This window comes from Lacibacterium aquatile (assembly GCF_042683105.1).
Taxonomy (GTDB): Bacteria; Pseudomonadota; Alphaproteobacteria; order Elsterales; family Elsteraceae; genus Lacibacterium; species Lacibacterium aquatile.
Genome location: NZ_JBHUIP010000003.1, coordinates 560,016 through 579,792 on the forward strand (window position 1 = coordinate 560,016; position 19,777 = coordinate 579,792).

Sequence of the window (19,777 nt, forward strand, 5' to 3'; positions counted from 1 at the left end):
GATGACAGCTTTTTTGGGGAGTTGGGGATTACCCCCGCGCCGTCATCGGCGCGACGAGCTTGGTCTCCTCCAGGATAATCCCGCCACGCCGTCCCGGCTCGATCGATCCGAAGCGCTGGCGGAAGACTTCGGGCAGGGGGCGAGCATCTTCGGGGGAAAGCCACAGGCGCAGCAGATGCCGCTTCTCCGCATCCTCGGGCCAATCCTCGAACCCGGTGCGGTCGTGCAGCAGATTGTGGTTATGCACCAGCTGAATATCGCCCGGCTCCAGCACCATCTCGAAGTTCAGGGCCGGATCGTCGGCCAGCGCATCGAACAGATCGAGCGCGGCCACCGTCTCGGCACTTAGGCGCGGGGCATCCTCGAACCGCTGAGCGCTGTCGATATATTGCCGCTGGTAGATCGCGGACAGCAGGCCCGCATGCCAGTTGAAGACCGGGATTTCGAAATAGGGCTTCTCGCCTGGGGCGATTTCACCCCGGCGGTCGGTTGCCAGCGGCGCGAAGAGATGGCGGGCAAGGTCGCTGCGCTTCATCATCTCGTTATAGATCGTGACCGAACTGACGAGCGCCGAGTGTCCGCCGCGCTTGGCCTGCTTCAGGCACAGCAGGCCGACAATGTCGCAGCTGTCGGTATGGAAGGTCTGGCGCTCGCTGGTCTGATAGATGCGGACGTTCGGGTCCTTGGAGCTGAGCCCCAGGTCCTGCACATGCCCCAGCACATGGCCTTTGCCATTCTGCGAGCACGCCCGGCCGAAATGCAGGCCGACGCCATAGAAGGCGGTTGCCGCCATCCGCAGCCCCCAGTCCGCCACCGGCAGACCGCGCAGCAGGGCAAAGCCGCGACCCTCCAGAATCTCCTGCTTCAGATCCGCCAATATCGGACCGAGGGTCGGCAGCGGGAAGTCCGCCTGTCTCAGGCTGGCGATCTCGACCTGCTGTTCCGCCAGCGGTCCGGCCACGGCTGCGATTTCGGCGATTTCAGCGGCGGTGAACGGCCGGATCCATTCCGCGCTGCGCTGGGCCATGTCGGGGCCATACCAGGCGGAGGGGCCAGTGATCTGGGCGGGGGGCAGGCTCATGACTGAAATCCACAAGGCTGATTGAGGTGGCGATAAATTAGGCGGTTCGGAAAAAAATGAATAGCCGCGCTTGCGGTATGGAACCTTCCTTTTGGGGCAGCGTTGATCAGACGCACGCCGCTTCCAACCATCGGAAGGGCGCAGAAGTTCCGCAAAGGGAGTGTCCGCCATGAAGACCGCAGCTCTGATCCGCCCGTTCCTTGTCGTCGCCCTGCTGACCGCCACAGCGGCCTGCACCTCGACCCCGACGCAGGAAAGCACCGGCGAGTACATCGAAGCGTCGGCCACCACCGCGAAGGTGAAGGCCGCGATCCTGGAAGAACCGGGCCTGAAGTCGCTGCAGATCGGTGTCGAAACCTTCAAGGACGAAGTGCAGCTGTCGGGCTTTGTCGACACCGCCGCTTCGAAGGCCAAGGCCGGTCAGGTCGCCGCCAACGTGCCGGGCGTCAAGTCCGTGAAGAATAATCTCGTCGTGAAATAAAGAAGATAAGAACGATTGGCGGCCTCCCTCACGAAGGCCGCGCCACTAACCGGCGTTTATCAGGCTCCCCTGGTAAACGCCGTTTTTTTTGTGCGAAGCTGATGCCTCAAGACCAGGGGAGACGCTGTCCGTAATGCCGTCACTTACCATCATTGCCAAGGTTCAGGCCCGACCGGGCCATGCCGAGACCTTGCTCGCCGCGCAGCAGCAGCTTGTTGTCGAGACCCTACAGGAAAAAGGCTGCCTCAAGTACGAGCTGCACCGCTCCAACGAGCGGGAGGGGCTGGTGATCTTCGTCGAAAGCTGGGAAACCCACGCCGACTGGCAGGCCCATATGACGGGCGAAGCCATGCAGCGTTTTCAGCGCAGCGCGGGCGAGCTGATCGCCGACGCCGTGATCGATCAGCTAACCCCGGTCTGAGCAGCCGGAACGGCGTTTCTGCGCGCCGCAAACAGTCCCAGGCCCGCCAGCACCAGCACGACGCCCCAGCCGAAATAAAGCTGCTGCGCCGTCAGGCCGGACAGATATGTGGGCGACAGATAGACGAAGATGCCGAGCAGGCTGGTCGCCATCTGCACATTCGCGCGCACCCGGCCCATCATGTCTTCGCGGCAGATCTGCAGCAAGCGACCGTCCGCCAAGATCTTGGAGCCGGAGAAAGCCGCCCCCATAAGCCCATGGACGATGACCAGCGTTACCGGCACCTCCAGGAAGCTGAACAGCGCACTCGTCACGCCTAAGCCCGCCAGCAGGATATATTCCCAGCCTTTTAGGGCGAAGCGGCGCAGCAGGAAGCCGACAAGGAAAGCCACACCCACGCCGCCGACCGACCATCCGGCATCGACGAGGCCGTATAGTCCGCTGTCTCCCTCGGCGATCAGCTTGATGAAGCCTGGCAGCAGGGCGTTGCTCAACTGACCGGCGGACATGCCGAGCGCGCTGACCAGCGCCAGGGTGACGAGTTCGCCCGACTGGCGGAAATAGACGAAGCCCTCCTTCAGCTCGCCCATGAAGGCCGCATAGCCGCGTGCCTTCTTGGCGACCGGCACCGTCGGCAGCAGGGCGATGCAGCTGATGGTGATCAGGCACAGCAGGCTGCCGATCAGGAAGGCGCTCGGCAGGCCCAGCAAATGGATGACATAACCGCCGCCACCCGCGCCCGCGACCATTGATGCCTGCCGGATGCCATTGGTGAGCGAGGCCGCCTGCGGACGTTTCTCCACCGGGATCAGCGACTGCAGCATCCCATCGAGCGCGCCTGCGGCGAAGAGATGGCCGAACCCGTTGCAGAAGGCGACCAGCGCCAGATGCCAGAACTGCAGCTCGATCCCTAGCGCCCAGAGGACAAAGGGTGTGGCTGTCGACAGCCCGACAATCGCTTGTCCCAGGATGACGCTGAAGCGCCGGTTCAGCCGGTCGACCAGGGTCCCGAAGCCGGGACCGGCGACCACATTCAGGATCTGATTGATGACGAAGATCTGACCCGAAGCGGCGATGCTTCCGCTCACCACCAAGGCGCCCCAGGCAATCGTGACGATGAAGAGCCCGCGGAACAGATTGGAGACCAGCATCGCGCAGTAGAACAGCAGTATCTGCATCGACATCCGGGTCTCCAGTCTCGGTTAAGCTGCATTGGTCGAACGTTACTAGCCTGTTTCGTGTGGCGACGGCACCCACCCTTTTGTCATGCCACCCGCCCCTTTTTGTCATCCCCAACTTGTTCCCGAGAGCGCTTCAAAAAGATCCCGTCATCCCGGCCCCCGAGCCGGGATCTCGTGTAGACGAGCCGCGTCAAAGAATCGGACGGAGAGCGGCCACATAAGATCCCGGATCAGGTCCGGGATGACGAACTGACGGGGTCTCATCTAAAAAAACAAAAACTACACGTATATTTTTTCATATCACGGATCGTTAGTTTTATTCCGCTTGACCACCCCTGAACAAAGCCCTTAGATGGATCTGTCCGATGTAACCCGTCGGGCCGCGGTGATTTGAAAGCAGCAGCTTGCCCCGCGTTACCAAACGCTAAAGCGCCACGGCAGCGATGTCCGTGGTTTTCGTAACGGAGACCCGATGATGACATTGCCCCGTCGCCCGATTTCCCATTTTTCCGCCAGGGTCCGCTGTCGCGACTGAGTTCCGTCGCACAAGGTCTCTGACGTTCGCGCATCCGGCGCCCTGACGCCCGCTGTCTGCTTCCTTTATTTTTTGAGAGAGTTTCGCCATGTCCAAGACGCCCGCATTCCGTCCTGAAACCCTGGCTCTGCATGCCGGACACCGCGCCGATCCGACCACCGGCGCGGTGGCGGTGCCGATCTATCAGACCACCTCCTACCAGTTCCACAGCGCCGACCATGCCGCGAACCTGTTTGGGCTGAAGGAACTGGGGAATATCTATACCCGCATCATGAACCCGACCACGGCGGTGCTGGAGGAGCGCTTGGCGGCTCTCGAAGGCGGTGCGGCGGCTCTGGCCGTGGCATCAGGTCAGGCGGCATCGGCGCTGGCGATCCAGAATCTGGCGGTGGCGGGCGACAATATCGTCAGCTCGACCGACCTCTATGGCGGCACCTGGAACCTCTTCGCCAATACCCTGAAGAACCAGGGGATCGAAGTGCGGTTCGTCGATCCGTCCGACCCGGAAAATTTCCGGAAAGCCACGGACGAGCGCACCCGCGCCTATTACGCCGAAACCCTGCCCAACCCGAAGCTTGCGGTCTTCCCGATCAAAGAGGTGGCCGATATCGGCCGTCCGCTGGGCATTCCGCTGATCGTCGATAATACCGCCGCCCCCCTGCTGGCCCGGCCGTTCGACCATGGCGCGGCCATCGTCGTCTATTCCACCACGAAATATATCGGCGGCCATGGCACCTCCATCGGCGGTCTCGTGATCGACGGTGGGACATTCGATTGGGAGGCGCACGCAGCCCGTCAGCCCGCGTTGAACACCCCGGACCCCAGCTATCACGGCGCGGTCTGGGCGCAGGCGGCAAAGCCGCTCGGCCCCATCGCCTATATCCTGAAACTGCGGGTGACCCTGCTGCGCGACCTTGGCCCGGCCTTGAGCCCCTTCAACGCCTTCCAGATCATCCAGGGTGTCGAGACCCTGCCGCTGCGTATCCGCGAACATGCCCGCAATGGCGCGGCTGTGGCCGACTTCCTGGCGAAACATCCGGCGGTCGCCAAGGTGATCTATCCCGGCCTGCAGACCGGCGAGGCCAAGCGTCGGGCCGATGCGGTCCTGAAGGGCGGCTATGGCGGCCTTGTGGGGTTCGAACTGAAGAGCGGGCGCGAGGGCGGCCAGCAGTTCATCGACGGCCTCCAGCTTTTCTACCATGTCGCGAACATTGGCGATTCCCGCAGCCTTGCGATCCATCCGGCCAGCACCACCCACTCGCAGCTGACCGCCGCCGAACAGATCGCCAGTGGTGTCTCGCCAGGTTATGTGCGCCTGTCGGTGGGGATCGAGCATATCGATGATATCCTCGCCGATCTGTCCCAGGCCCTGGATCGCGTTACCCAGCGCGCCGCCGCCTGAACCAAAGGGAAGGCCGATATGCCGCTCGAAAGCCCCACCACGACCCTGCCGATCCTGTCGCTCGCGGCGGACCGGGAAAGCTTCCTTGCCGATCTGCGCCGTGCTGCGCGGGAGGTTGGGTTCTTCTACCTTGTCGACCATGGGGTGGATGCGGGGCTGATCGAGCGGCTGTTCGGCCTGTCCCGCCAGTTTTTCGATCTGCCCGATGCCGACAAGCTGGCCATCGAGATGGTCAATTCCCCGCATTTTCGGGGCTATACCCGGGTGGGGTGGGAGCGCACACGCGGCGCCGCCGATTGGCGCGAGCAGATCGATATCGCCGCCGAACGTCCCGCCCCGCCGCCCGGTGGTCCCGCCTGGTCGATCCTGGAGGGGCCGAACCAATGGCCGCAGGCCCTGCCGGATCTGAAGCCCGACGTGCTGCGCCTCCAGGCCGATCTCACCGCCCTGGCGATCAAGCTGCTGGGCCTCTTCGCCGTGGCGCTGGGCGAGCGGGAGGATTTTTTCGAGCCGATCTATCGCGGGGCGCCGGATCAACTGATCAAGCTGATCCGCTATCCCGGCCGCGATGTGGCGGCGACCGATCAAGGCGTCGGCGCCCATAAGGACAGCGGCCTGCTGACCTTTGTGCTTCAGCATCAACGCGGGGGCTTGCAGGTGGAGGGGGCCGATGGCTGGATCGACGCCACCCCGGTTCCCGGCGCTCTGGTCGTCAATATCGGCGAGACGCTGGAAATGGCGAGCGACGGCTATCTGCGGGCAAACGTCCATAAGGTGGTGGCGCCCCCGCCCGGTACCGACCGGCTTTCCATCGCGTTTTTCCTGGGTGCCCGGCTCGATTCGACCGTCCCGCTGCTGAATCTGCCACCGGAACTGGCAGCGGAGGCCAAAGGACCGGAGCGCGATCCCGATAATCCCCTGTTCCGGGAGGTCGGGCGCAACCGCCTGAAAGGCCGCCTGCGCTCCCACCCCGATGTAACGGAACGCCATCATGCGGCCCTGGCGGCGAAGTTTGGGATAAAGGCGGGACAGGCGGGCGGATATGGGTGAGGGCTAGGCGGGGTTGCTTTCCTTTAGCCGTCACCCCGGGACTTGATCCCGGGGTCTCCTCCGGGTGCGTTTCCTCGTGGCCTTAGTTGGAACTGGACAGGCTCCCGGAGGAGATCCCGGTATCGAGCACCGGGATGACGGAATTCATCCACACCCGTCACAAATCGGCCCCTTGCGAACCCCCTCATTCGGGGCCTAGGGTCTTCATCCCTCCTCCCCTGATAAGAAGACATCCGATGTCCTATCAAGCTGCTGCGGACCGTTACGAGTCCGCGACCTTCCGCCGTTGCGGGCGTAGCGGTCTCGATCTGCCTGCGCTGTCCCTGGGCCTCTGGCATAATTTCGGCGATAGCACGACTATCGATCGCCAGCGCGCGATCCTGCACAAGGCCTTCGACCTCGGGATCACCCATTTCGACCTCGCCAATAACTACGGTCCGCCGCCGGGCAGTGCCGAGACCAATTTCGGCCGCATCCTGAAGGAAGATTTCAAGGCGCACCGGGACGAGCTGATCATCTCCACCAAGGCGGGCTGGACCATGTGGGACGGCCCCTACGGCAAGGGCGGCGGCTCGCGCAAAGGTCTGCTCGCCAGCCTGGATCAGAGCCTGGGCCGCATGGGCGTCGACTATGTCGACATCTTCTATTCCCACCGTTTCGATGCCGACACCCCGCTCGAAGAGACGGCTGGCGCGCTGGCGACGGCCGTGCAGCAGGGCAAGGCGCTCTATGTCGGTATCTCTTCCTATTCGGCGGGCAAAACGCGGGAAATGGCCAAGCTGCTGGCCGACCTGAAGGTTCCGCTGCTGATCCACCAGCCCTCCTACAATATGTTCAACCGCTGGATCGAAAAGGGTCTGCTGGATGCGACGCAAGAGGCAGGCGCGGGCGTCATTGCCTTCACGCCGCTGGCGCAAGGGTTGCTGACGAACAAGTACCTCAACGGCGTTCCCGATGGCGCACGCGTCAAGAATGCAGGCGGCGGTTCGCTCAAAGACGACCATCTGTCGGACGAGAATCTCGCCCGTGTCCGTGCCTTGAACGAGATCGCCAGGAAGCGCGGCCAGAGTCTGGCCCAGATGGCCTTGGCCTGGGTGCTGCGGGACCCGCGTGTCACTACGGCTCTGATCGGCGCCAGCTCGCCCGAACAGATCGTGGAGAATGTCGCAGCCCTGAAGAACCTGTCCTTCACCGCTGCCGAACTGACCGAGATCGACCAATACGCCATCGACGGCGGGGTCAACCTCTGGGAAAAGCCCTCGACCGATCAGAAGGTGTAAATCAAAACTGACGTCATCCCGGGACTTGATCCCGGGATCTCCTTCCGCCGTTATCTCGACACGGCGTGGCCACACAAGATCCCAGGGTCAAGCCCTGGGATGACGGTTCTTGCTTGGGACGCAACCAGCGACCTACCCCAGCTTCAGCGAAAAATTGAAGGCCACCGAAATGCGGGTGCCGTCGCCGTGATAGGCGGTGACGGCATGCTGCAGCCAGGACGGGAACAGCACCAGCATCCCCATCTTAGGATAAAGCCGCTCGCCCAGGCCCGCCGTCAGAAAGCCGGGCAGGCCGACCTTCACCGTGGGGGCGGCCATCAGGGGCAAGGGGCCGCGCGGGTCGCTGAACTCCAGGGCGCCGCCCTGGTCGTCCCGCCCGTCGATCCCGCCGTCATCCACATAAAAGCAGCCCGACCAATAGGCGCCGGGATGGACGTGCGGGGCGTTGCCGTTGCCTCGGCGGTTGATATTGGCCCAGGCACCGATATGCCAATCGAGGGCATCGCTGGTCAGCGCGCCACCCTCCCAGACCACCGTCACCTGATCGATCATCTGGCGCACGGCGTCAATCAGGGCCGCTCCAGCCTCGCCAGACCAATCGAGGAAATCGCCTGCCGATTGCCAACCGCCATCATTGCTGTGGCTGACGCTGGGGACTGTGTCGGCCCGGCGTAGGATCGCCTGTTTCAGATCGGCGACCAGCGGCGTATCGGGCGCAAGCTGGCTGACGATCAGCGGCGTTGCGAAAAGATTTCTGATTTCCAAGGAATGGCTCCTCAGGTGCCATGCTGTTGCGCCATACCGCAGCCCAGCGCCCGAGGAGTTGCGTATCTGGTTAGACTTCTTTTTTCAAGGCGTTGTCGACCGAATGGGTGCGGGCGCCATGGATCATGAAGAAGATCGTGACGGCGGCCCAGAGGATCGATTTCTCCGACCCCGCATAGCCCTGGCTGACCACGATCCAGTGGAAATAGACCGTCACCAGCAGAATGATGGTGGCGACGGCGGCGGCCGGGCGGGTCAGGAAGCCGATCAGCAGGAAGATCCCGCTGAAAAACTCGGAAATCGACAGCAGCACCGACCAGAATTCCCCGGGGGCGAAGCCGATGCGCTCCACCATCCCGGCGGCGCCGGTCGGGTTCTGGATCTTCGGCCAGCCGTGCACGATCAGCAAGGCGCCACAGACCACCCGCAGCAGGGTTTCCGCCGGGTTGGCGAGGGTTGCGTAAAGCGGCCCCAGGGCCGGAATGATCAGACGTCCGCTCATAGATTTTGCCTCCTCTGCTTAAGCTGTCGGGATGAAGCGGGCAGAATATGGCGATTTCTGGATAGTGAGAGTTATTCGCAATTAGGCCGGGCGATGGTCAGCGATAGAAGGCGATGGCCAGGCCTGCGGCTGTCAGCAGAACGGCCAGGGAGACGGCCGCGCTGGCTGCCAGAATCAGCCAGAGATCGGACGCGCTAAATTTGCCCGGCGAGCGTCGGAAAAAGAGTTCGTAAAAGCTGATGCGTCTGATGGGCTGCATTGCAGTAGAGTCTGTCTGATTGGGCAACGCTCAACCAAAAGTAGGTGAAGCGTTTAATCGGGACAGAAAATTCGTTCCGAGTTGATCTTTTGTCAAATGTTTCAATTTTAGGAAAGTGAGACCTTCAATCAGCCGCGTTAAAAGCGCGAGTCCTGTCGATCTCTGCCAGTGCCTTATCGACGGTCGCCAGAATCTCTGAGGGCTCTGTTGGTGTCAGAACGATAGTGAGGCCGGGGACGGTCGCCTTCAGGCTGTCGTGATTGTCGAAGCGGCTGGCGAGAACGATGATCGGCATATCAGGTCGGATGCGACTGCGCAGATCCAGTGCCTCGGCCAGACCGCTGCGCGGCCCGCTGTTCCACTGCTCCGCCAGGGCAAGGGCGAGTGGAGTCGCGTGATTCAGTCTGCCCATGATCTCGTCGGCGTCAGACCCCAGAACTACCTGGTGGCCGCCGTCTTCCAGGGACAGTTGCAGGCCGCGTGCGGCCACTGCATTGCTGTCGATCAAGGCGATAAGGTTTTTCATGGATGTCAGCCTGCGCCGCTGTCTAGTGGCAGGCTAGTCGGCGGGACGGCTAATCCTTGGCCTAAGCCGCCGGCTTAGGCCGTTGGCTTAGGCTACTGGTTTAGATGGGGTGCAACAGAACCGCTAGGCTGCCGATGCGTTTTGCGCGCCGATGACGATTTTCTGGAAGGCTGGGCGCTCGTAGATGCGGGCCAGATAATCCTTGAAGACCGGCTTGGCCGGGATCTTCCCGAAGATATTGATGCCCCAGTGCAGGCTGCTCGCCATCTGGGTATCGGCTGCCGTGAAACGGTCGCCGGCGATATAGGGATTGTCTTTCAAGGTCTGCTCGACATAAGCAACCACCTCGTCCCAGGCACCGAAAGCCACAGTGCGCGGGTCATAGTTCCAGCCCAAAGCCGTTGCGGACAGAGCGGGATCCAGCACGCCGGAATTATAGACCGTCCAGGCGAGGTAGGGGCCGCGCATCGGGTCATCAAAAGCCGGGGCCAGCCCCATCTTCGGGAAGCGGTCGGCCAGATAGATCGAGATCGCGGACCGCTCGATGATGGTGACGCCGTCATGGACGATGGCCGGAACCTTTTTGTGCGGATGGATCGCCCGATAGCTCTCAGGGGCGCCGTCCACGCCGCGGATATCGACCACCTTCGCCTCATGGGGAACCTGCAGTTCCTCCAGCAGCCACAGGGTGGCAAGGCCGCGGGACTCGGGATGATAATAGAGCGTCAGCATGGTATTTCTCCGGTTCGGATTTTTGTTGGCCTATCGCGCTTTGCGCTACTTGAGGCCGTTTCGATGACCGGATCATGCATCCTGCTGCTGACAGATTATGTCAGTAGATGTGCGTCGAACCCCATTTCCTTGCGCCAGGCCTGTACCAGGGCGGCGCGACGGCGCGGATAGCGCCCCGCGACAGGCTCCAGGCTTTCGATCCGTTCCGTCCTGAAATGCCTGAACCCCTGGCGCAGTTCACACCAGGCCGCCAGAATCCGGGTGCGCTGGAAATAAGCCAGGGCGAAGGGCCAGATGATGCGCTCACTCGCGCTGCCTTGCAGATCATTGTAGCGGATCGAGAGGCGCGTTTCATGGCGGATCGCCTCCCGCAGGTCTTTCAGCAACGGGCTCTGCGCCGCCTCGCCCGCCGCCATGGGCGCCCAGAGGCCGGTATCCGCCATCTGGTCGCGCAGGTCGGTTGGGGCGGCGGTGGCGATCTTGGCCAGCAGATTTTCGGCGGCATCGGCCAGGGTCGCGTCACCCTGCTTGCAGACCCAGCGCACCCCCAGCACCAACGCCTCCAATTCCTCGGGCGTGAACATCAGCGGGGGCATGAAAAAGCCGGGGCGCAACAGATAGCCGATACCCGCCTCCCCATCGATGGCGGCGCCCATGCCGATCAAAGTTTGAATGTCACGGTAGATTGTACGCTGGGAGACCCCCATCTCCTGCGCAAGATGGGCTGCCGTCACCGGCGTTCGATGGCGGCGCAGTGTCTCGATCAGATCGAACAGGCGACTGGTACGGCTCATGCCTGCCAGTGTACCATTTGGTGTTTACAAAGGTAGAGACGGCAGGGCGCCATGAACGACATCAAGATGACGCCGATGGGCGACACGCAGGGTGAAACACGGGCAGACCGCCTGGGTGAGCGTCTGCGCGGGCGCAGCCGCAAGCTCTCGCCCGCCTTGCAGAAGGTTGCCGCCTACCTTGATGCCAACCGGCTGGAGTCGATGAATATGTCGGCGGCCGAACTGGCAGCAGCCATTGGCACCTCGGACGCCACTGTGGTGCGCGCTGTCCAGGCCCTGGGCTTTGCCGGGTTACCGGATCTCAAAGAGGCGCTGGCGGCTTTTTTTGGCGAGACTGTCAGCCCTGCCGAAAGTCTGAACCGGACCCTGGCTGCCATCGACCGCCGGGCGGAGAATGCAGTGGATCTGGTGGCGGGCGCCCATGGACAGGCTTTGGCCGCCATGCAGTCCCCCGAAGTGCGCGAGCGTATTTCCGCCGCGACGACGCTGCTGGGCAAGGCACAGCGGATCGTCGTCTTTGGCTTGGGCTCGTCCGCTTTTCTGGCCGGTTATGCCGGGGCTCTGCTGGCCCGCAACGGCCATGCGACCCATGTGCTCGATGCCACAGGCAGCGCCTTGGCCGACCAGTTGTTGGGCTTACGGGCAGGCGACGCCATCCTGATGCTGACCTATGGTCGAGCCTACCGCGAGTCGCTGGTGGTGCTGGCAGAGGCGCGGCGCCTGAAGCTGCCCGTCGTCATGATGGTCGGCAGCCAGGACGAGCGGCTGGCCCGCCGCGCGGACGTGGAAATTCCCGTCGGGCAGGACCGGACCGATACGGTCGCTCTGCAGGGCGCGACCTTCGTTTATCTCGAAGCGATCATGCTGGGGCTTGCCGCCATCAATCGGGGCAGGGCGGTTTCGGAACTGGAACGCCTCAACGATCTGCGTAAGACCCTGGGCGGTCGCCTGGATCGCTACAGCGGCATGGCTTTTCTGACCGCTGTGGGCGCTGCATTGGCCGAATTCCCCCTGATATAGAAATAGTTAATTCGATTAATTTTTTATATCTGACTCAATTCTTGAATCGGCTGATGGCGATTATTTTCGGCGGGGCTTTTTCTTTGATTTCCCCTCCAGCAACAAGGCCATCATCTGCAGGCTGAATGGGGCGGCCGCGAGGTAAACGGCCACTGTAGTAGAAAAAAACCTTGCTCTGCGTGTGGTGGCATAATCTTCTGCGCCGGGCTTGGCGCGAAATAATAATCATTATTGATCGCATTGACCTCGCTTTGCGTCAGTAAGTTTGAGACGCGGTCGCAATATTGATAAAGCAGAAATTTTGCTAATTTATCAATTAGAGTGCTTCTAAATAGTAATCTCGTTTACTGCTACAATCAGGCGTGGTTGTTCCGCTCCAGGTTGGTGCCACTAAGGCACATCCAGAGACGAGAGGAGCGATATACGTGAAGACATCATCCCTGAAGCTGGCGCTGCTCAGCTGCGCAATGGCTGTTTCCGTCACCGCCGGTGTGCAGGCTGCCGAAGTCAATCTCTACACCGCCCGCGAAGCTGGCCTTGTCGCTCCGCTGCTGGATGCCTACACCAAGAAGACCGGGGTGAAGGTCAATACGATTTTCCTGAAAGACGGTGTTGCTGAGCGCGTGGCTGCTGAAGGCGCCAGCTCGGTCGCCGACGTTCTGATGACCGTCGATTTCGGCAATCTGGTCGATCTCGTCGAAAAGGGCCTGACCCAGCCGGTGAAGAGCGCCGCTCTCGAAGCTGCCGTTCCGGCTGCTCTGCGCGATCCGCAGGGTAACTGGTTCGCCCTGTCGAGCCGCGCCCGAGTGCTCTATGTCGACAAGAAGCTCGACCTCAAGTCCTTTACCTATGAAGATCTCGCCGATCCGAAGTGGAAGGGCAAGGTCTGCATCCGTTCGGGCAACCATCCCTATAATACCGGCCTGATCGCTGCTTACATCGCCCACAATGGCGAAGAAGCTGCCGAACGTTGGCTGACCGGCGTGAAGGCCAATCTGGCCCGCAAGGCTGGTGGCGGCGACCGTGAAGTTGCCCGCGACATCCTGGGTGGCCTCTGCCAGATCGGCATTGCCAATTCCTACTACGTCGGTCTGATGCGCAGCGGCAAGGGTGGCCCGGATCAGCAGAAGTGGGGCGATGCGATCAACGTCGTGCTGCCGACCTTCAAGAATGGCGGGACCCAGGTCAACGTGTCGGGCGCCGCTGTCGCCAAGCACGCACCGAACAAGGCCGAAGCCGTGAAGCTGCTGGAATTCCTGGTCTCGGACGAAGCGCAGAAGATCTACGCCGAAGCCAACTACGAATATCCGGTGAAGCCGGGCGCGAAGATCGACCCGATCATCGCTTCGGCCGGTACGCTGAATATCGACGGTCTGCCGCTGACCCAGATCTCGGCCAACCGCAAGAAGGCAAGCCAGCTTGTCGACAGGGTCGGTTTCGACAATTAATAGTCCTTGAGTTTCCAGGGGCTGGCCGGTGCGTGGAAACACGCGCCGGCCTTTATCTTTTAGCGTGTGATGAAGCTGTCTGTTGCCGGAGGTGGCTGGCGAGCCGCCTCTCTCCTCATTGCAGGATTGGCCCTGGCGCCGATCGTGTCGCTGGTCGTGGTCGCCCTTGGGGGCGGCGCGGACCTGTGGCCGCATCTGCTTGCCAATGTGCTCCCGCGTGCGCTGCTGGAAACCGGTCAGCTGCTGCTGGGGGTCGGCTTCCTTGTCGCTGTGCTGGGTACCGGGCTCGCCTGGCTGGTGACAGCCTATGATTTTCCGGGCCGCAAGCTGCTGGAAGGCGCGTTGCTGCTGCCGCTGGCGGTGCCGACCTATATCGTCGCCTACGCCTATCTCGATCTGTTGCACCCCATCGGGCCGGTCCAGGTTTTCCTGCGGGATCTGCTGGGCTACGACTCTCCCCATGATTTTCGCCTGCCGGAAATCCGCTCCATGGGCGGCTGCATTCTGGTGCTGGGGTTTGTGCTCTATCCTTACGTCTATCTGCCGGTGCGGGCGATGTTCCTGACCCAGGCCGCCGGATTGATCGAAGCCTCGCGCACCCTGGGTGTTTCCCGGACCGGTGTGTTCTTCAAGGTGGCGCTGCCGCTGGCCCGTCCCGCCATCGCTGCCGGTATGGCGCTGGCGCTGATGGAGACGCTGAACGATATCGGCGCCTCCGAGTTTCTGGGCGTCCGCTCGCTCACTATCTCCATCTATACCACCTGGGTCACGCGCTCGGACCTGCCGGGAGCGGCGCAGATCGCGCTGGCCATGTTGCTGGTGGTCATTGCCCTGGTCAGTCTGGAGCGCTGGGCGCGCCGCCATCAGCGTTATGCAGCGTCGAGCCAGCGGATGCGGGTGATGGTGCCGCAGCGCCTGCCCCACACTTCGGGAAGTCTCGTGCTGCTGTTGGGCCTGCTGCCGATCCTGATCGGCTTTGCGGCACCGGCCTCCTATCTCGCGGTCCAGGCCTGGCGCCGGGTGGCCTTTGCCGGTATCTCCCCCGCGATCCGGGTCGAGACGCTGAATACTGTCATGGTTTCGGCCATCGCCACCGTGATCGTGCTGGCTGCCGGGATGGCCGTTGCCTATGCCGCGCGCCTGCGCCCTGGTCCGCTGTCGGGCGTCTTGGGTCGGGTGTCGGCTCTTGGCTATGCGGTGCCGGGGACGGTGCTGGCCATCGGCCTGCTGACGCCGGTGACCTTGGTGGATCGCGCCCTGGTCGATGTGACCCGTTCCTGGTTCGGGATCGCCGGAGGCTTGCTGCTGCTGGGGTCGGGGGCGGCTCTGGTCTATGCCTATGCCGCGCGGTTCCTGGCGATTTCGACCGGCGGGCTGGAGGCGGGCTTTTCCCGCATTCCGCTCAGCCTGGATCAGGCGTCGCGGGTTCTGGGCAAGACGGCGGGCGGCACCCTCGGGCGGGTGCATTTGCCGCTGTCCAAGCCTGCTCTGGCGGCGGCGGCGCTGCTGGTCTTTGTCGACTGCATGAAGGAATTGCCCGCCAGCCTGCTGCTGCGCCCGCTGAATTTCGAGACGCTGGCGACCCATCTCTATGGCGAAGCGGCGCGCGGCACCTATGAGGATGCGGCGCTGGCAGCTTTGATCATCGTGGTCATCGGGGTGGCGCCGGTCATTCTGCTGGCGCGTTTGGGGCGCCAGAAAAGCGCAAGTTAGAACCCCAGGACGCTGACACTGACGCCCTCACGCGGGGAGGGGGTCTCCTCGGCCCGGATCAGATCCTGCAAGGCCATTACAATCACATCGCTTTCCGTCGGGGTCGGCACGACCTTGAAGGCGGGCAGGGATTTTTCCAGATTGGGCGGGATATCGAAGCGGCTGGCGAGCAGCAGGATCGGCACGCACCACCCCACCGCCTGCCGCAAGCTCAGCGCATCTGCAAGTCCGCAGCCGTTGTTCCATTGCTCGACTACGATGGCATTCAGCCGGTCGAGCGCCCTTAGACCCAGCAGGACGTCGAGAGCGTCGCTGCCGATCACGGTTTCGCAACCATTATCACTCAGCAGCAGGCTCAGGCTTCTGGCCGCATGCTTGTGATTGTCGAGAAGGGCGATGATCGGTTTCATGCCGACACCATGGGCCTACTTATGGTCGGGTAATAGTCGGCATGGCGGTTAACCCGACGGCTTAGTCCTTCTGGCCTAATCGGTCGATGCCGCCGCGCCGAATTGTTGTGAAGGTGGGTTTCCCTGAAATTGGTGGCTCCAGGACGGCGGGTCAGCCGTCTTAACATCAACCCCGGGAGGGAGGTCTCGATGACCAGTCATGCCATCGAAGCCAAATGCCGAGAGCGCGATCACTATATGCATCAGGTCGCTGTCGACCTGATGGAGTCGGACGATCCCGTTGCTCAGGTGATCGGTCAGAATATTCTGCGCTGCATCCAGTGCAACGCCAGTCCGGCCCGCGAGCATCGGCGCTGCGATACCTGCCCCTTTGCCAACGACCGCGTGCTGACGCGGAACGAACTCTCCTAATATTTGACGGCCGGGCGCCCGCCTTGAGCGGGGCCAACTGAGGCCAAGGCCCGCCACGCGCGGGCGATCAGCGCCGCCATGGCGGCTGCTCGGGCGCGACGCGCCCACAGATGCATCTCAAAACTGGTCGGTCTTCTGGACATCACAAGCTCCTTTCCCGAGTGCTTGGTGGATGGGAAGAGTTTACGACTTCGAAAACATCACATAAAATGATTAATAGTGATTTCTGTTATCTGGTTTTGAGATGATCGATCTTTCCGACCTTCATGTTTTCAGAACGGTGGTTCAAGCGGGCGGGATAACCCGTGCTGCTGAGCGGCTGCACCGTGTGCAATCCAACGTGACCGCCCGTATCCAGAAGCTGGAAGAAGATCTCGGCGTCACCTTGTTTCTGCGGGAGGGCAAGCGGCTGCACCTGACAGCCACCGGCCAGACGCTGCTGGAGTATGCCGACCGTCTGCTGGATCTGGCCGTGGAAGCAAGGGCAGCGGTGCAGGGCAGCACGCCGCGTGGCATCCTGCGGTTAGGGGCGATGGAGAGCACGGCTGCCGTCCGTCTGCCACGCCCGATGTCGCTGCTGCAGGACCGCTATCCGGATCTCACCATCGAACTCCATACTGGCGATCCGCGCCGTCTGACAGCGGCTCTTCTCTCCGGCGATCTCGACGCTGCCCTGGTGACCGAACCCATATCCGATCCACGTCTGGGCAGCCGCCCGGTGTTCGAGGAGGAACTGATCATCGTCGCTGGACTGCGCCATCCACCGATTTCCGGTCCCTCGGATGTGCTGGGCGCGACCATGCTGGCCTTCCATCCCGGCTGCCCCCATCGCAAGCGTCTGGAGGATTGGTTCACCGACAGCGGTATTCCCATCGAACGGGTGGTGGAGGTCGCCTCCTACCACGCCATCCTGGGCTGCGCGGTGGCAGGCATGGGGGTGGCCGTCATGCCGCGCGCTGTGCTGGAAAGTTATTCCGAGCGCGACCGCCTCTCGATCCACGAGCTTTCCCCCCATCTTCGGCCTTTGAGGACGGTACTCATCTGGCGGGGGCAGGAGATGCCGGTGAAGGTCGCAGCCTTCCTGGAGGCGCTGGAGGCCTAGATCGCGCGACGCCGCAGACTGACAGGAGTCCGATAGCGGTCTTCGCCGGTGGCTGCTTGCAGATTGCCGAGCATCTGGGCAACGAAAGGCCAGCCGAGGGTCTGCGCCCATTCGAACGGCCCCAGCGGATAGCCGAGCCCCAGGCGCAGCGCGCGGTCGATATCCGCGACGCTGGCAACCCCGGCCTCTTCAGCCAGACAGGCTTCCGCGATCAGTTGGGCGAGGGTGCGGCCCAGGATCAGCCCCGGTGTATCGGCGACCGGCGTTGCGACAATGCCCAGGGCCTCCAGCAGTCCTGCTGCCGCTGCTTCTGCGGCGGGCGTGACACCGCAGAGAGCCAGCCGGGTGACCTGACCGAAATCGCGCGCCAGATCCAGCAGCACCAGATCCGGCAGCCCCTCCGCTTTCGCCCGCTCGCAGGCCAGCCGCCCATCGGTCAGGGCGAGGGTGGCCCCGGCGATTCTCAAAACGCCCGGACCTTCCGTCCGCTCCAACGGCAGCACCCGGCCGATCCGTTCAACCAGCGGTGCCAGCAGCCCGGCCTCGCCTCGTAAGGTGACGCTTACCGGAACTGGTCCTTCCAGATTGGCAGGGGCCGGGGTCTCCCCGGCGGGATAGAGGCCGCGCCCGCTTTTGCGTCCCAGGAACCCCGCTTCGACCAGTTCCCGCTGCCGCCAGGAGGGGGCATAGCGTGGGTCATGGCCGAAGGCTTCATGCAGGGCGGTGGAGACGGCGAGGCCAATATCATGGCCGATCATATCCATCAGTTCGGCAGGCCCCAGGCGGAACCCGCCCGCTTCCCGCATCACGGCATCCAGGGTCGCGGGGCTGCAGGCGTTCTCGCTCAGGAGGCGCCAAGCTTCCCCGTAATAGGGGCGAGCGCAGCGATTGACGGCGAAACCCGGTGCGGCCCGCACGCGGATCGGCTGTTTGCCCCAGGCCTCAGCCGTCGCCATCAAGGTCTCGACGGTCGCCGGATCGCTGGCAGGGCCCGAGATGACCTCCACCAGCGGCATCAGAGGTGCCGGATTGAAGAAATGCAGCCCGGCAAAGCGCCCCGGCTCCGGTACGCGGGCGGCGATGGCGGCAATGGAGAGCGAAGAGGTGTTGGTGGCGAGAATGGCCTCCGGCCCCAGGACACCGGCCAATTCATCGAACAGGCTGCGCTTGACGCTCAGATCTTCGACGATCGCCTCGATGGCCAGCCCACATCCGGCCAGATCGGCGATATGCGGGGCGGGGCGCAGGCGGGCGATCACCCCCTCCGCGTCGGGGATACGGCCCTTGGCTGCCAGACCGCGCAGCAGAGCCGCCAGTTTTTCGACCCCATCGTCGGCCGCGCCAGCGCGGGCATCGAAGATCCTGACCTCATGTCCCGCTTGGGCCGCGACCTGTGCGATCCCGATGCCCATCGTCCCCGCCCCGATGACGGCAACGCTTGTCTGGAGCGGAAGAGCAGGCATCATGGCGCTCGCAAGGCTGGAGGAATATTTCAGTCTTCAATATATTAGGCTTAAAGCAATTGGAGAAGAGGAGATCGTCGATGGCTCTGGTCCTGGTCGAGCATCCGACGCCCGCCATCCTTACCCTGCGTCTCAACCGGCCGGAGCGGCGCAATGCCCTCAATACGGCACTGCTGGGCGAACTGGCGGTTGCCTTGAAGATCGCGGCGGCCGATGAAACCTGCCGTGCCGTGATCCTGACCGGGGGCGACGGCCTCTTTGCCGCCGGGGCCGATCTGGATGAGATCATCGACCTCACCCCGCAGAGCGCCTTGACCGATCCCCGTCTGGCCTCCTGGGCGGCGATCCGATCCTTCCCCAAGCCGCTGCTGGCGGCGGTCGAGGGCTTCTGCCTGGGCGGCGGTCTGGAACTGGCGCTGGCCTGCGACCTGATCATCGTGGGGGCGGGGGCACAGCTGGGCCTGCCGGAGGTCAAGCTCGGTTTGATGCCGGGGGCGGGCGGTACGGCGCTGCTGCCCCGTATGGTCGGGAAGTCCCTCGCGATGCGTCTTGCCCTGACGGGGCTTCCGATCGATGCCGATCAGGCGGTGGCGGGCGGGCTGGCGGCAGAAGCGGTCGATGCGGGCGGCGCGCTGACACGCTGTCTGGAACTGGCCGAGGCGATTGCCGCCAACGGGCCAGTTGCCGTCTCGCAGGTCAAGCGCTCGATCCTGAATGCGTTTCAGATGCCCGCCGCCGAAGCCTTGGTTCAGGAGCGCGCGCTTTATGCCGGTCTGCAGGGCGGTGCGGAGAAAGCCGAGGGCATCGCGGCCTTCAAGGGGAAACGGCGGCCAGCTTTCTAGGTGTTCTGCGGCGCCAGATCCAGGCGACGGTTGCTGTGAAAAGGATCGGTGCGCCCAGGTCCAGCAGGGAATCCAGCGTCCAGTTCCACAGATAGAGCCCGTCCGGGAAAGCCTGGGTGATCGTTATCTGACGCGCGTCGGCGATATCGCGCTCGTGCTGGGTGAATTCCCGTCCGAAATAGAACATGGAGGCTGCGATAGCGCCGACCGTCACTGCCTGTTCCTTGAACCAGGGGCGGCAGCTCGCCGCAAACGCTACCTGGATAGCCACGGCCAGCAGACCGTGCGAAAGGGGCGTCCAATCCATGAGCGGGTGTTGCTCTCCAGCAAGAAGGTCGCGTCAGACCCCATGGGGGCTG

General features: G+C 63.0%; 23 protein-coding genes. 11 read left to right on the plus strand and 12 right to left on the minus strand.

The features are described from left to right. Positions 1-28: 28 nt before the first annotated feature. Positions 29-1,081 (minus strand): TauD/TfdA family dioxygenase, encoded by a 1,053-nt coding sequence (locus ACFSM5_RS04730; protein ID WP_379875097.1) that lies wholly within the window; start codon positions 1,079-1,081, stop codon positions 29-31. A 169-nt stretch (positions 1,082-1,250) separates the two neighbouring features. Here ACFSM5_RS04730 and ACFSM5_RS04735 point away from each other — a divergent pair, with 169 nt between their 5' ends. Together ACFSM5_RS04735 and ACFSM5_RS04740 are read left to right on the plus strand one after the other, a co-directional pair. Beyond that, a complete protein-coding gene (locus ACFSM5_RS04735) occupies positions 1,251-1,562 on the plus strand; it encodes a BON domain-containing protein (RefSeq protein WP_379875098.1) in 312 nt (103 codons plus the stop codon). Between the two features lie 133 nt (positions 1,563-1,695). After that, positions 1,696-1,983, plus strand: a complete 288-nt coding sequence (locus ACFSM5_RS04740; protein ID WP_379875099.1) for a putative quinol monooxygenase — start codon at positions 1,696-1,698, stop codon at positions 1,981-1,983. Here the strand turns inward: ACFSM5_RS04740 and ACFSM5_RS04745 are convergent. Further along, positions 1,965-3,167: an MFS transporter gene (locus tag ACFSM5_RS04745; RefSeq protein ID WP_379875100.1), complete on the minus strand. Its 1,203-nt coding sequence runs from the start codon at positions 3,165-3,167 to the stop codon at positions 1,965-1,967. The genes ACFSM5_RS04740 and ACFSM5_RS04745 overlap by 19 nt on opposite strands. A 620-nt stretch (positions 3,168-3,787) precedes the next feature. Here ACFSM5_RS04745 and ACFSM5_RS04750 point away from each other — a divergent pair. From ACFSM5_RS04750 to mgrA, 3 genes are all read left to right on the plus strand, one after another. Beyond that, positions 3,788-5,101, plus strand: coding sequence for an O-acetylhomoserine aminocarboxypropyltransferase/cysteine synthase family protein (locus tag ACFSM5_RS04750; RefSeq protein WP_379875101.1), 1,314 nt, complete (start codon positions 3,788-3,790; stop codon positions 5,099-5,101). An 18-nt stretch (positions 5,102-5,119) separates the two neighbouring features. Beyond that, the gene (locus tag ACFSM5_RS04755; protein ID WP_379875102.1) at positions 5,120-6,151 is read left to right on the plus strand and encodes an isopenicillin N synthase family dioxygenase; all 1,032 of its coding nucleotides are present in this window, start codon (positions 5,120-5,122) and stop codon (positions 6,149-6,151) included. Between the two features lie 236 nt (positions 6,152-6,387). Next, positions 6,388-7,431, plus strand: coding sequence for an L-glyceraldehyde 3-phosphate reductase (gene mgrA, locus ACFSM5_RS04760; RefSeq protein WP_379875103.1), 1,044 nt, complete (start codon positions 6,388-6,390; stop codon positions 7,429-7,431). A gap of 132 nt (positions 7,432-7,563) precedes the next feature. Here mgrA and ACFSM5_RS04765 read toward each other — a convergent pair whose 3' ends face one another. The 6 genes from ACFSM5_RS04765 to ACFSM5_RS04790 form a co-directional block, all read right to left on the minus strand. Next, entirely contained in the window at positions 7,564-8,196 is a 633-nt protein-coding gene (locus ACFSM5_RS04765) for a TIGR02466 family protein (RefSeq protein ID WP_379875104.1), read from the minus strand. 70 nt (positions 8,197-8,266) lie between these two features. Further along, positions 8,267-8,698: a DoxX family protein gene (locus ACFSM5_RS04770; protein ID WP_379875105.1), complete on the minus strand. Its 432-nt coding sequence runs from the start codon at positions 8,696-8,698 to the stop codon at positions 8,267-8,269. 97 nt (positions 8,699-8,795) lie between these two features. Next, a complete protein-coding gene (locus ACFSM5_RS04775) occupies positions 8,796-8,957 on the minus strand; it encodes a hypothetical protein (protein WP_379875106.1) in 162 nt (53 codons plus the stop codon). A 124-nt stretch (positions 8,958-9,081) separates the two neighbouring features. Then, positions 9,082-9,483, minus strand: coding sequence for a DNA-binding transcriptional response regulator (locus tag ACFSM5_RS04780; protein WP_379875107.1), 402 nt, complete (start codon positions 9,481-9,483; stop codon positions 9,082-9,084). A 123-nt stretch (positions 9,484-9,606) separates the two neighbouring features. Next, positions 9,607-10,215: a glutathione S-transferase family protein gene (locus ACFSM5_RS04785; protein WP_379875109.1), complete on the minus strand. Its 609-nt coding sequence runs from the start codon at positions 10,213-10,215 to the stop codon at positions 9,607-9,609. A gap of 95 nt (positions 10,216-10,310) precedes the next feature. Next, positions 10,311-11,009 (minus strand): helix-turn-helix transcriptional regulator, encoded by a 699-nt coding sequence (locus ACFSM5_RS04790; RefSeq protein ID WP_379875111.1) that lies wholly within the window; start codon positions 11,007-11,009, stop codon positions 10,311-10,313. 51 nt (positions 11,010-11,060) lie between these two features. On the opposite strand from ACFSM5_RS04790, the gene ACFSM5_RS04795 reads away from it, so the two are divergent. The 3 genes from ACFSM5_RS04795 to ACFSM5_RS04805 all read left to right on the plus strand — a co-directional run bounded on the left by ACFSM5_RS04795 (position 11,061) and on the right by ACFSM5_RS04805 (position 15,190). Continuing rightward, entirely contained in the window at positions 11,061-12,029 is a 969-nt protein-coding gene (locus tag ACFSM5_RS04795; RefSeq protein WP_379875112.1) for a MurR/RpiR family transcriptional regulator, read from the plus strand. 425 nt (positions 12,030-12,454) lie between these two features. After that, on the plus strand, positions 12,455-13,477 hold the full coding sequence (locus ACFSM5_RS04800; RefSeq protein ID WP_379875113.1) for an extracellular solute-binding protein: 1,023 nt from the start codon (positions 12,455-12,457) through the stop codon (positions 13,475-13,477). A 69-nt stretch (positions 13,478-13,546) separates the two neighbouring features. Beyond that, a complete protein-coding gene (locus tag ACFSM5_RS04805) occupies positions 13,547-15,190 on the plus strand; it encodes an ABC transporter permease (RefSeq protein ID WP_379875114.1) in 1,644 nt (547 codons plus the stop codon). Here ACFSM5_RS04805 and ACFSM5_RS04810 read toward each other — a convergent pair. Beyond that, complete coding sequence (locus ACFSM5_RS04810) at positions 15,187-15,600, minus strand: hypothetical protein (RefSeq protein ID WP_379875115.1); 414 nt, start codon at positions 15,598-15,600, stop codon at positions 15,187-15,189. The two genes, ACFSM5_RS04805 and ACFSM5_RS04810, sit on opposite strands and share 4 nt — an antisense overlap. A 189-nt stretch (positions 15,601-15,789) precedes the next feature. Between ACFSM5_RS04810 and ACFSM5_RS04815 the strand changes: the two genes are divergently transcribed. Further along, entirely contained in the window at positions 15,790-16,011 is a 222-nt protein-coding gene (locus ACFSM5_RS04815; protein WP_379875116.1) for a hypothetical protein, read from the plus strand. Here ACFSM5_RS04815 and ACFSM5_RS04820 read toward each other — a convergent pair. Further along, complete coding sequence (locus ACFSM5_RS04820) at positions 16,008-16,154, minus strand: hypothetical protein (RefSeq protein WP_379875117.1); 147 nt, start codon at positions 16,152-16,154, stop codon at positions 16,008-16,010. The two genes, ACFSM5_RS04815 and ACFSM5_RS04820, sit on opposite strands and share 4 nt — an antisense overlap. A gap of 101 nt (positions 16,155-16,255) precedes the next feature. Between ACFSM5_RS04820 and ACFSM5_RS04825 the strand changes: the two genes are divergently transcribed. Next, complete coding sequence (locus ACFSM5_RS04825; RefSeq protein WP_379875118.1) at positions 16,256-17,113, plus strand: LysR family transcriptional regulator; 858 nt, start codon at positions 16,256-16,258, stop codon at positions 17,111-17,113. Here ACFSM5_RS04825 and ACFSM5_RS04830 read toward each other — a convergent pair. After that, positions 17,110-18,576, minus strand: coding sequence for a 3-hydroxyacyl-CoA dehydrogenase (locus ACFSM5_RS04830; RefSeq protein WP_379875119.1), 1,467 nt, complete (start codon positions 18,574-18,576; stop codon positions 17,110-17,112). The genes ACFSM5_RS04825 and ACFSM5_RS04830 overlap by 4 nt on opposite strands. A gap of 80 nt (positions 18,577-18,656) precedes the next feature. On the opposite strand from ACFSM5_RS04830, the gene ACFSM5_RS04835 reads away from it, so the two are divergent. Next, positions 18,657-19,418 (plus strand): enoyl-CoA hydratase-related protein, encoded by a 762-nt coding sequence (locus tag ACFSM5_RS04835; RefSeq protein ID WP_379875120.1) that lies wholly within the window; start codon positions 18,657-18,659, stop codon positions 19,416-19,418. Here ACFSM5_RS04835 and ACFSM5_RS04840 read toward each other — a convergent pair. Continuing rightward, the gene (locus ACFSM5_RS04840) at positions 19,390-19,725 is read right to left on the minus strand and encodes a hypothetical protein (RefSeq protein ID WP_379875121.1); all 336 of its coding nucleotides are present in this window, start codon (positions 19,723-19,725) and stop codon (positions 19,390-19,392) included. The two genes, ACFSM5_RS04835 and ACFSM5_RS04840, sit on opposite strands and share 29 nt — an antisense overlap. Between the last annotated feature and the right edge of the window lie 52 nt (positions 19,726-19,777).

Bases quoted from the DNA above. Each gene is read 5' to 3' on its own strand.
- ACFSM5_RS04745 (WP_379875100.1), bottom strand. From the start codon at position 3,167: ATGTCGATGCAGATACTGCTGTTCTACTGCGCGATGCTGGTCTCCAAT.
- ACFSM5_RS04780 (WP_379875107.1), bottom strand. From the start codon at position 9,483: ATGAAAAACCTTATCGCCTTGATCGACAGCAATGCAGTGGCCGCACGC.
- ACFSM5_RS04770 (WP_379875105.1), bottom strand. From the start codon at position 8,698: ATGAGCGGACGTCTGATCATTCCGGCCCTGGGGCCGCTTTACGCAACC.
- ACFSM5_RS04835 (WP_379875120.1), top strand. From the start codon at position 18,657: ATGGCTCTGGTCCTGGTCGAGCATCCGACGCCCGCCATCCTTACCCTG.
- ACFSM5_RS04825 (WP_379875118.1), top strand. From the start codon at position 16,256: ATGATCGATCTTTCCGACCTTCATGTTTTCAGAACGGTGGTTCAAGCG.
- ACFSM5_RS04730 (WP_379875097.1), bottom strand. From the start codon at position 1,081: ATGAGCCTGCCCCCCGCCCAGATCACTGGCCCCTCCGCCTGGTATGGC.
- ACFSM5_RS04805 (WP_379875114.1), top strand. From the start codon at position 13,547: ATGAAGCTGTCTGTTGCCGGAGGTGGCTGGCGAGCCGCCTCTCTCCTC.
- ACFSM5_RS04750 (WP_379875101.1), top strand. From the start codon at position 3,788: ATGTCCAAGACGCCCGCATTCCGTCCTGAAACCCTGGCTCTGCATGCC.
- ACFSM5_RS04735 (WP_379875098.1), top strand. From the start codon at position 1,251: ATGAAGACCGCAGCTCTGATCCGCCCGTTCCTTGTCGTCGCCCTGCTG.
- mgrA (WP_379875103.1), top strand. From the start codon at position 6,388: ATGTCCTATCAAGCTGCTGCGGACCGTTACGAGTCCGCGACCTTCCGC.
- ACFSM5_RS04840 (WP_379875121.1), bottom strand. From the start codon at position 19,725: ATGGATTGGACGCCCCTTTCGCACGGTCTGCTGGCCGTGGCTATCCAG.
- ACFSM5_RS04755 (WP_379875102.1), top strand. From the start codon at position 5,120: ATGCCGCTCGAAAGCCCCACCACGACCCTGCCGATCCTGTCGCTCGCG.
- ACFSM5_RS04785 (WP_379875109.1), bottom strand. From the start codon at position 10,215: ATGCTGACGCTCTATTATCATCCCGAGTCCCGCGGCCTTGCCACCCTG.
- ACFSM5_RS04830 (WP_379875119.1), bottom strand. From the start codon at position 18,576: ATGCCTGCTCTTCCGCTCCAGACAAGCGTTGCCGTCATCGGGGCGGGG.
- ACFSM5_RS04820 (WP_379875117.1), bottom strand. From the start codon at position 16,154: ATGTCCAGAAGACCGACCAGTTTTGAGATGCATCTGTGGGCGCGTCGC.
- ACFSM5_RS04790 (WP_379875111.1), bottom strand. From the start codon at position 11,009: ATGAGCCGTACCAGTCGCCTGTTCGATCTGATCGAGACACTGCGCCGC.
- ACFSM5_RS04815 (WP_379875116.1), top strand. From the start codon at position 15,790: ATGACCAGTCATGCCATCGAAGCCAAATGCCGAGAGCGCGATCACTAT.
- ACFSM5_RS04740 (WP_379875099.1), top strand. From the start codon at position 1,696: ATGCCGTCACTTACCATCATTGCCAAGGTTCAGGCCCGACCGGGCCAT.
- ACFSM5_RS04775 (WP_379875106.1), bottom strand. From the start codon at position 8,957: ATGCAGCCCATCAGACGCATCAGCTTTTACGAACTCTTTTTCCGACGC.
- ACFSM5_RS04795 (WP_379875112.1), top strand. From the start codon at position 11,061: ATGAACGACATCAAGATGACGCCGATGGGCGACACGCAGGGTGAAACA.
- ACFSM5_RS04810 (WP_379875115.1), bottom strand. From the start codon at position 15,600: ATGAAACCGATCATCGCCCTTCTCGACAATCACAAGCATGCGGCCAGA.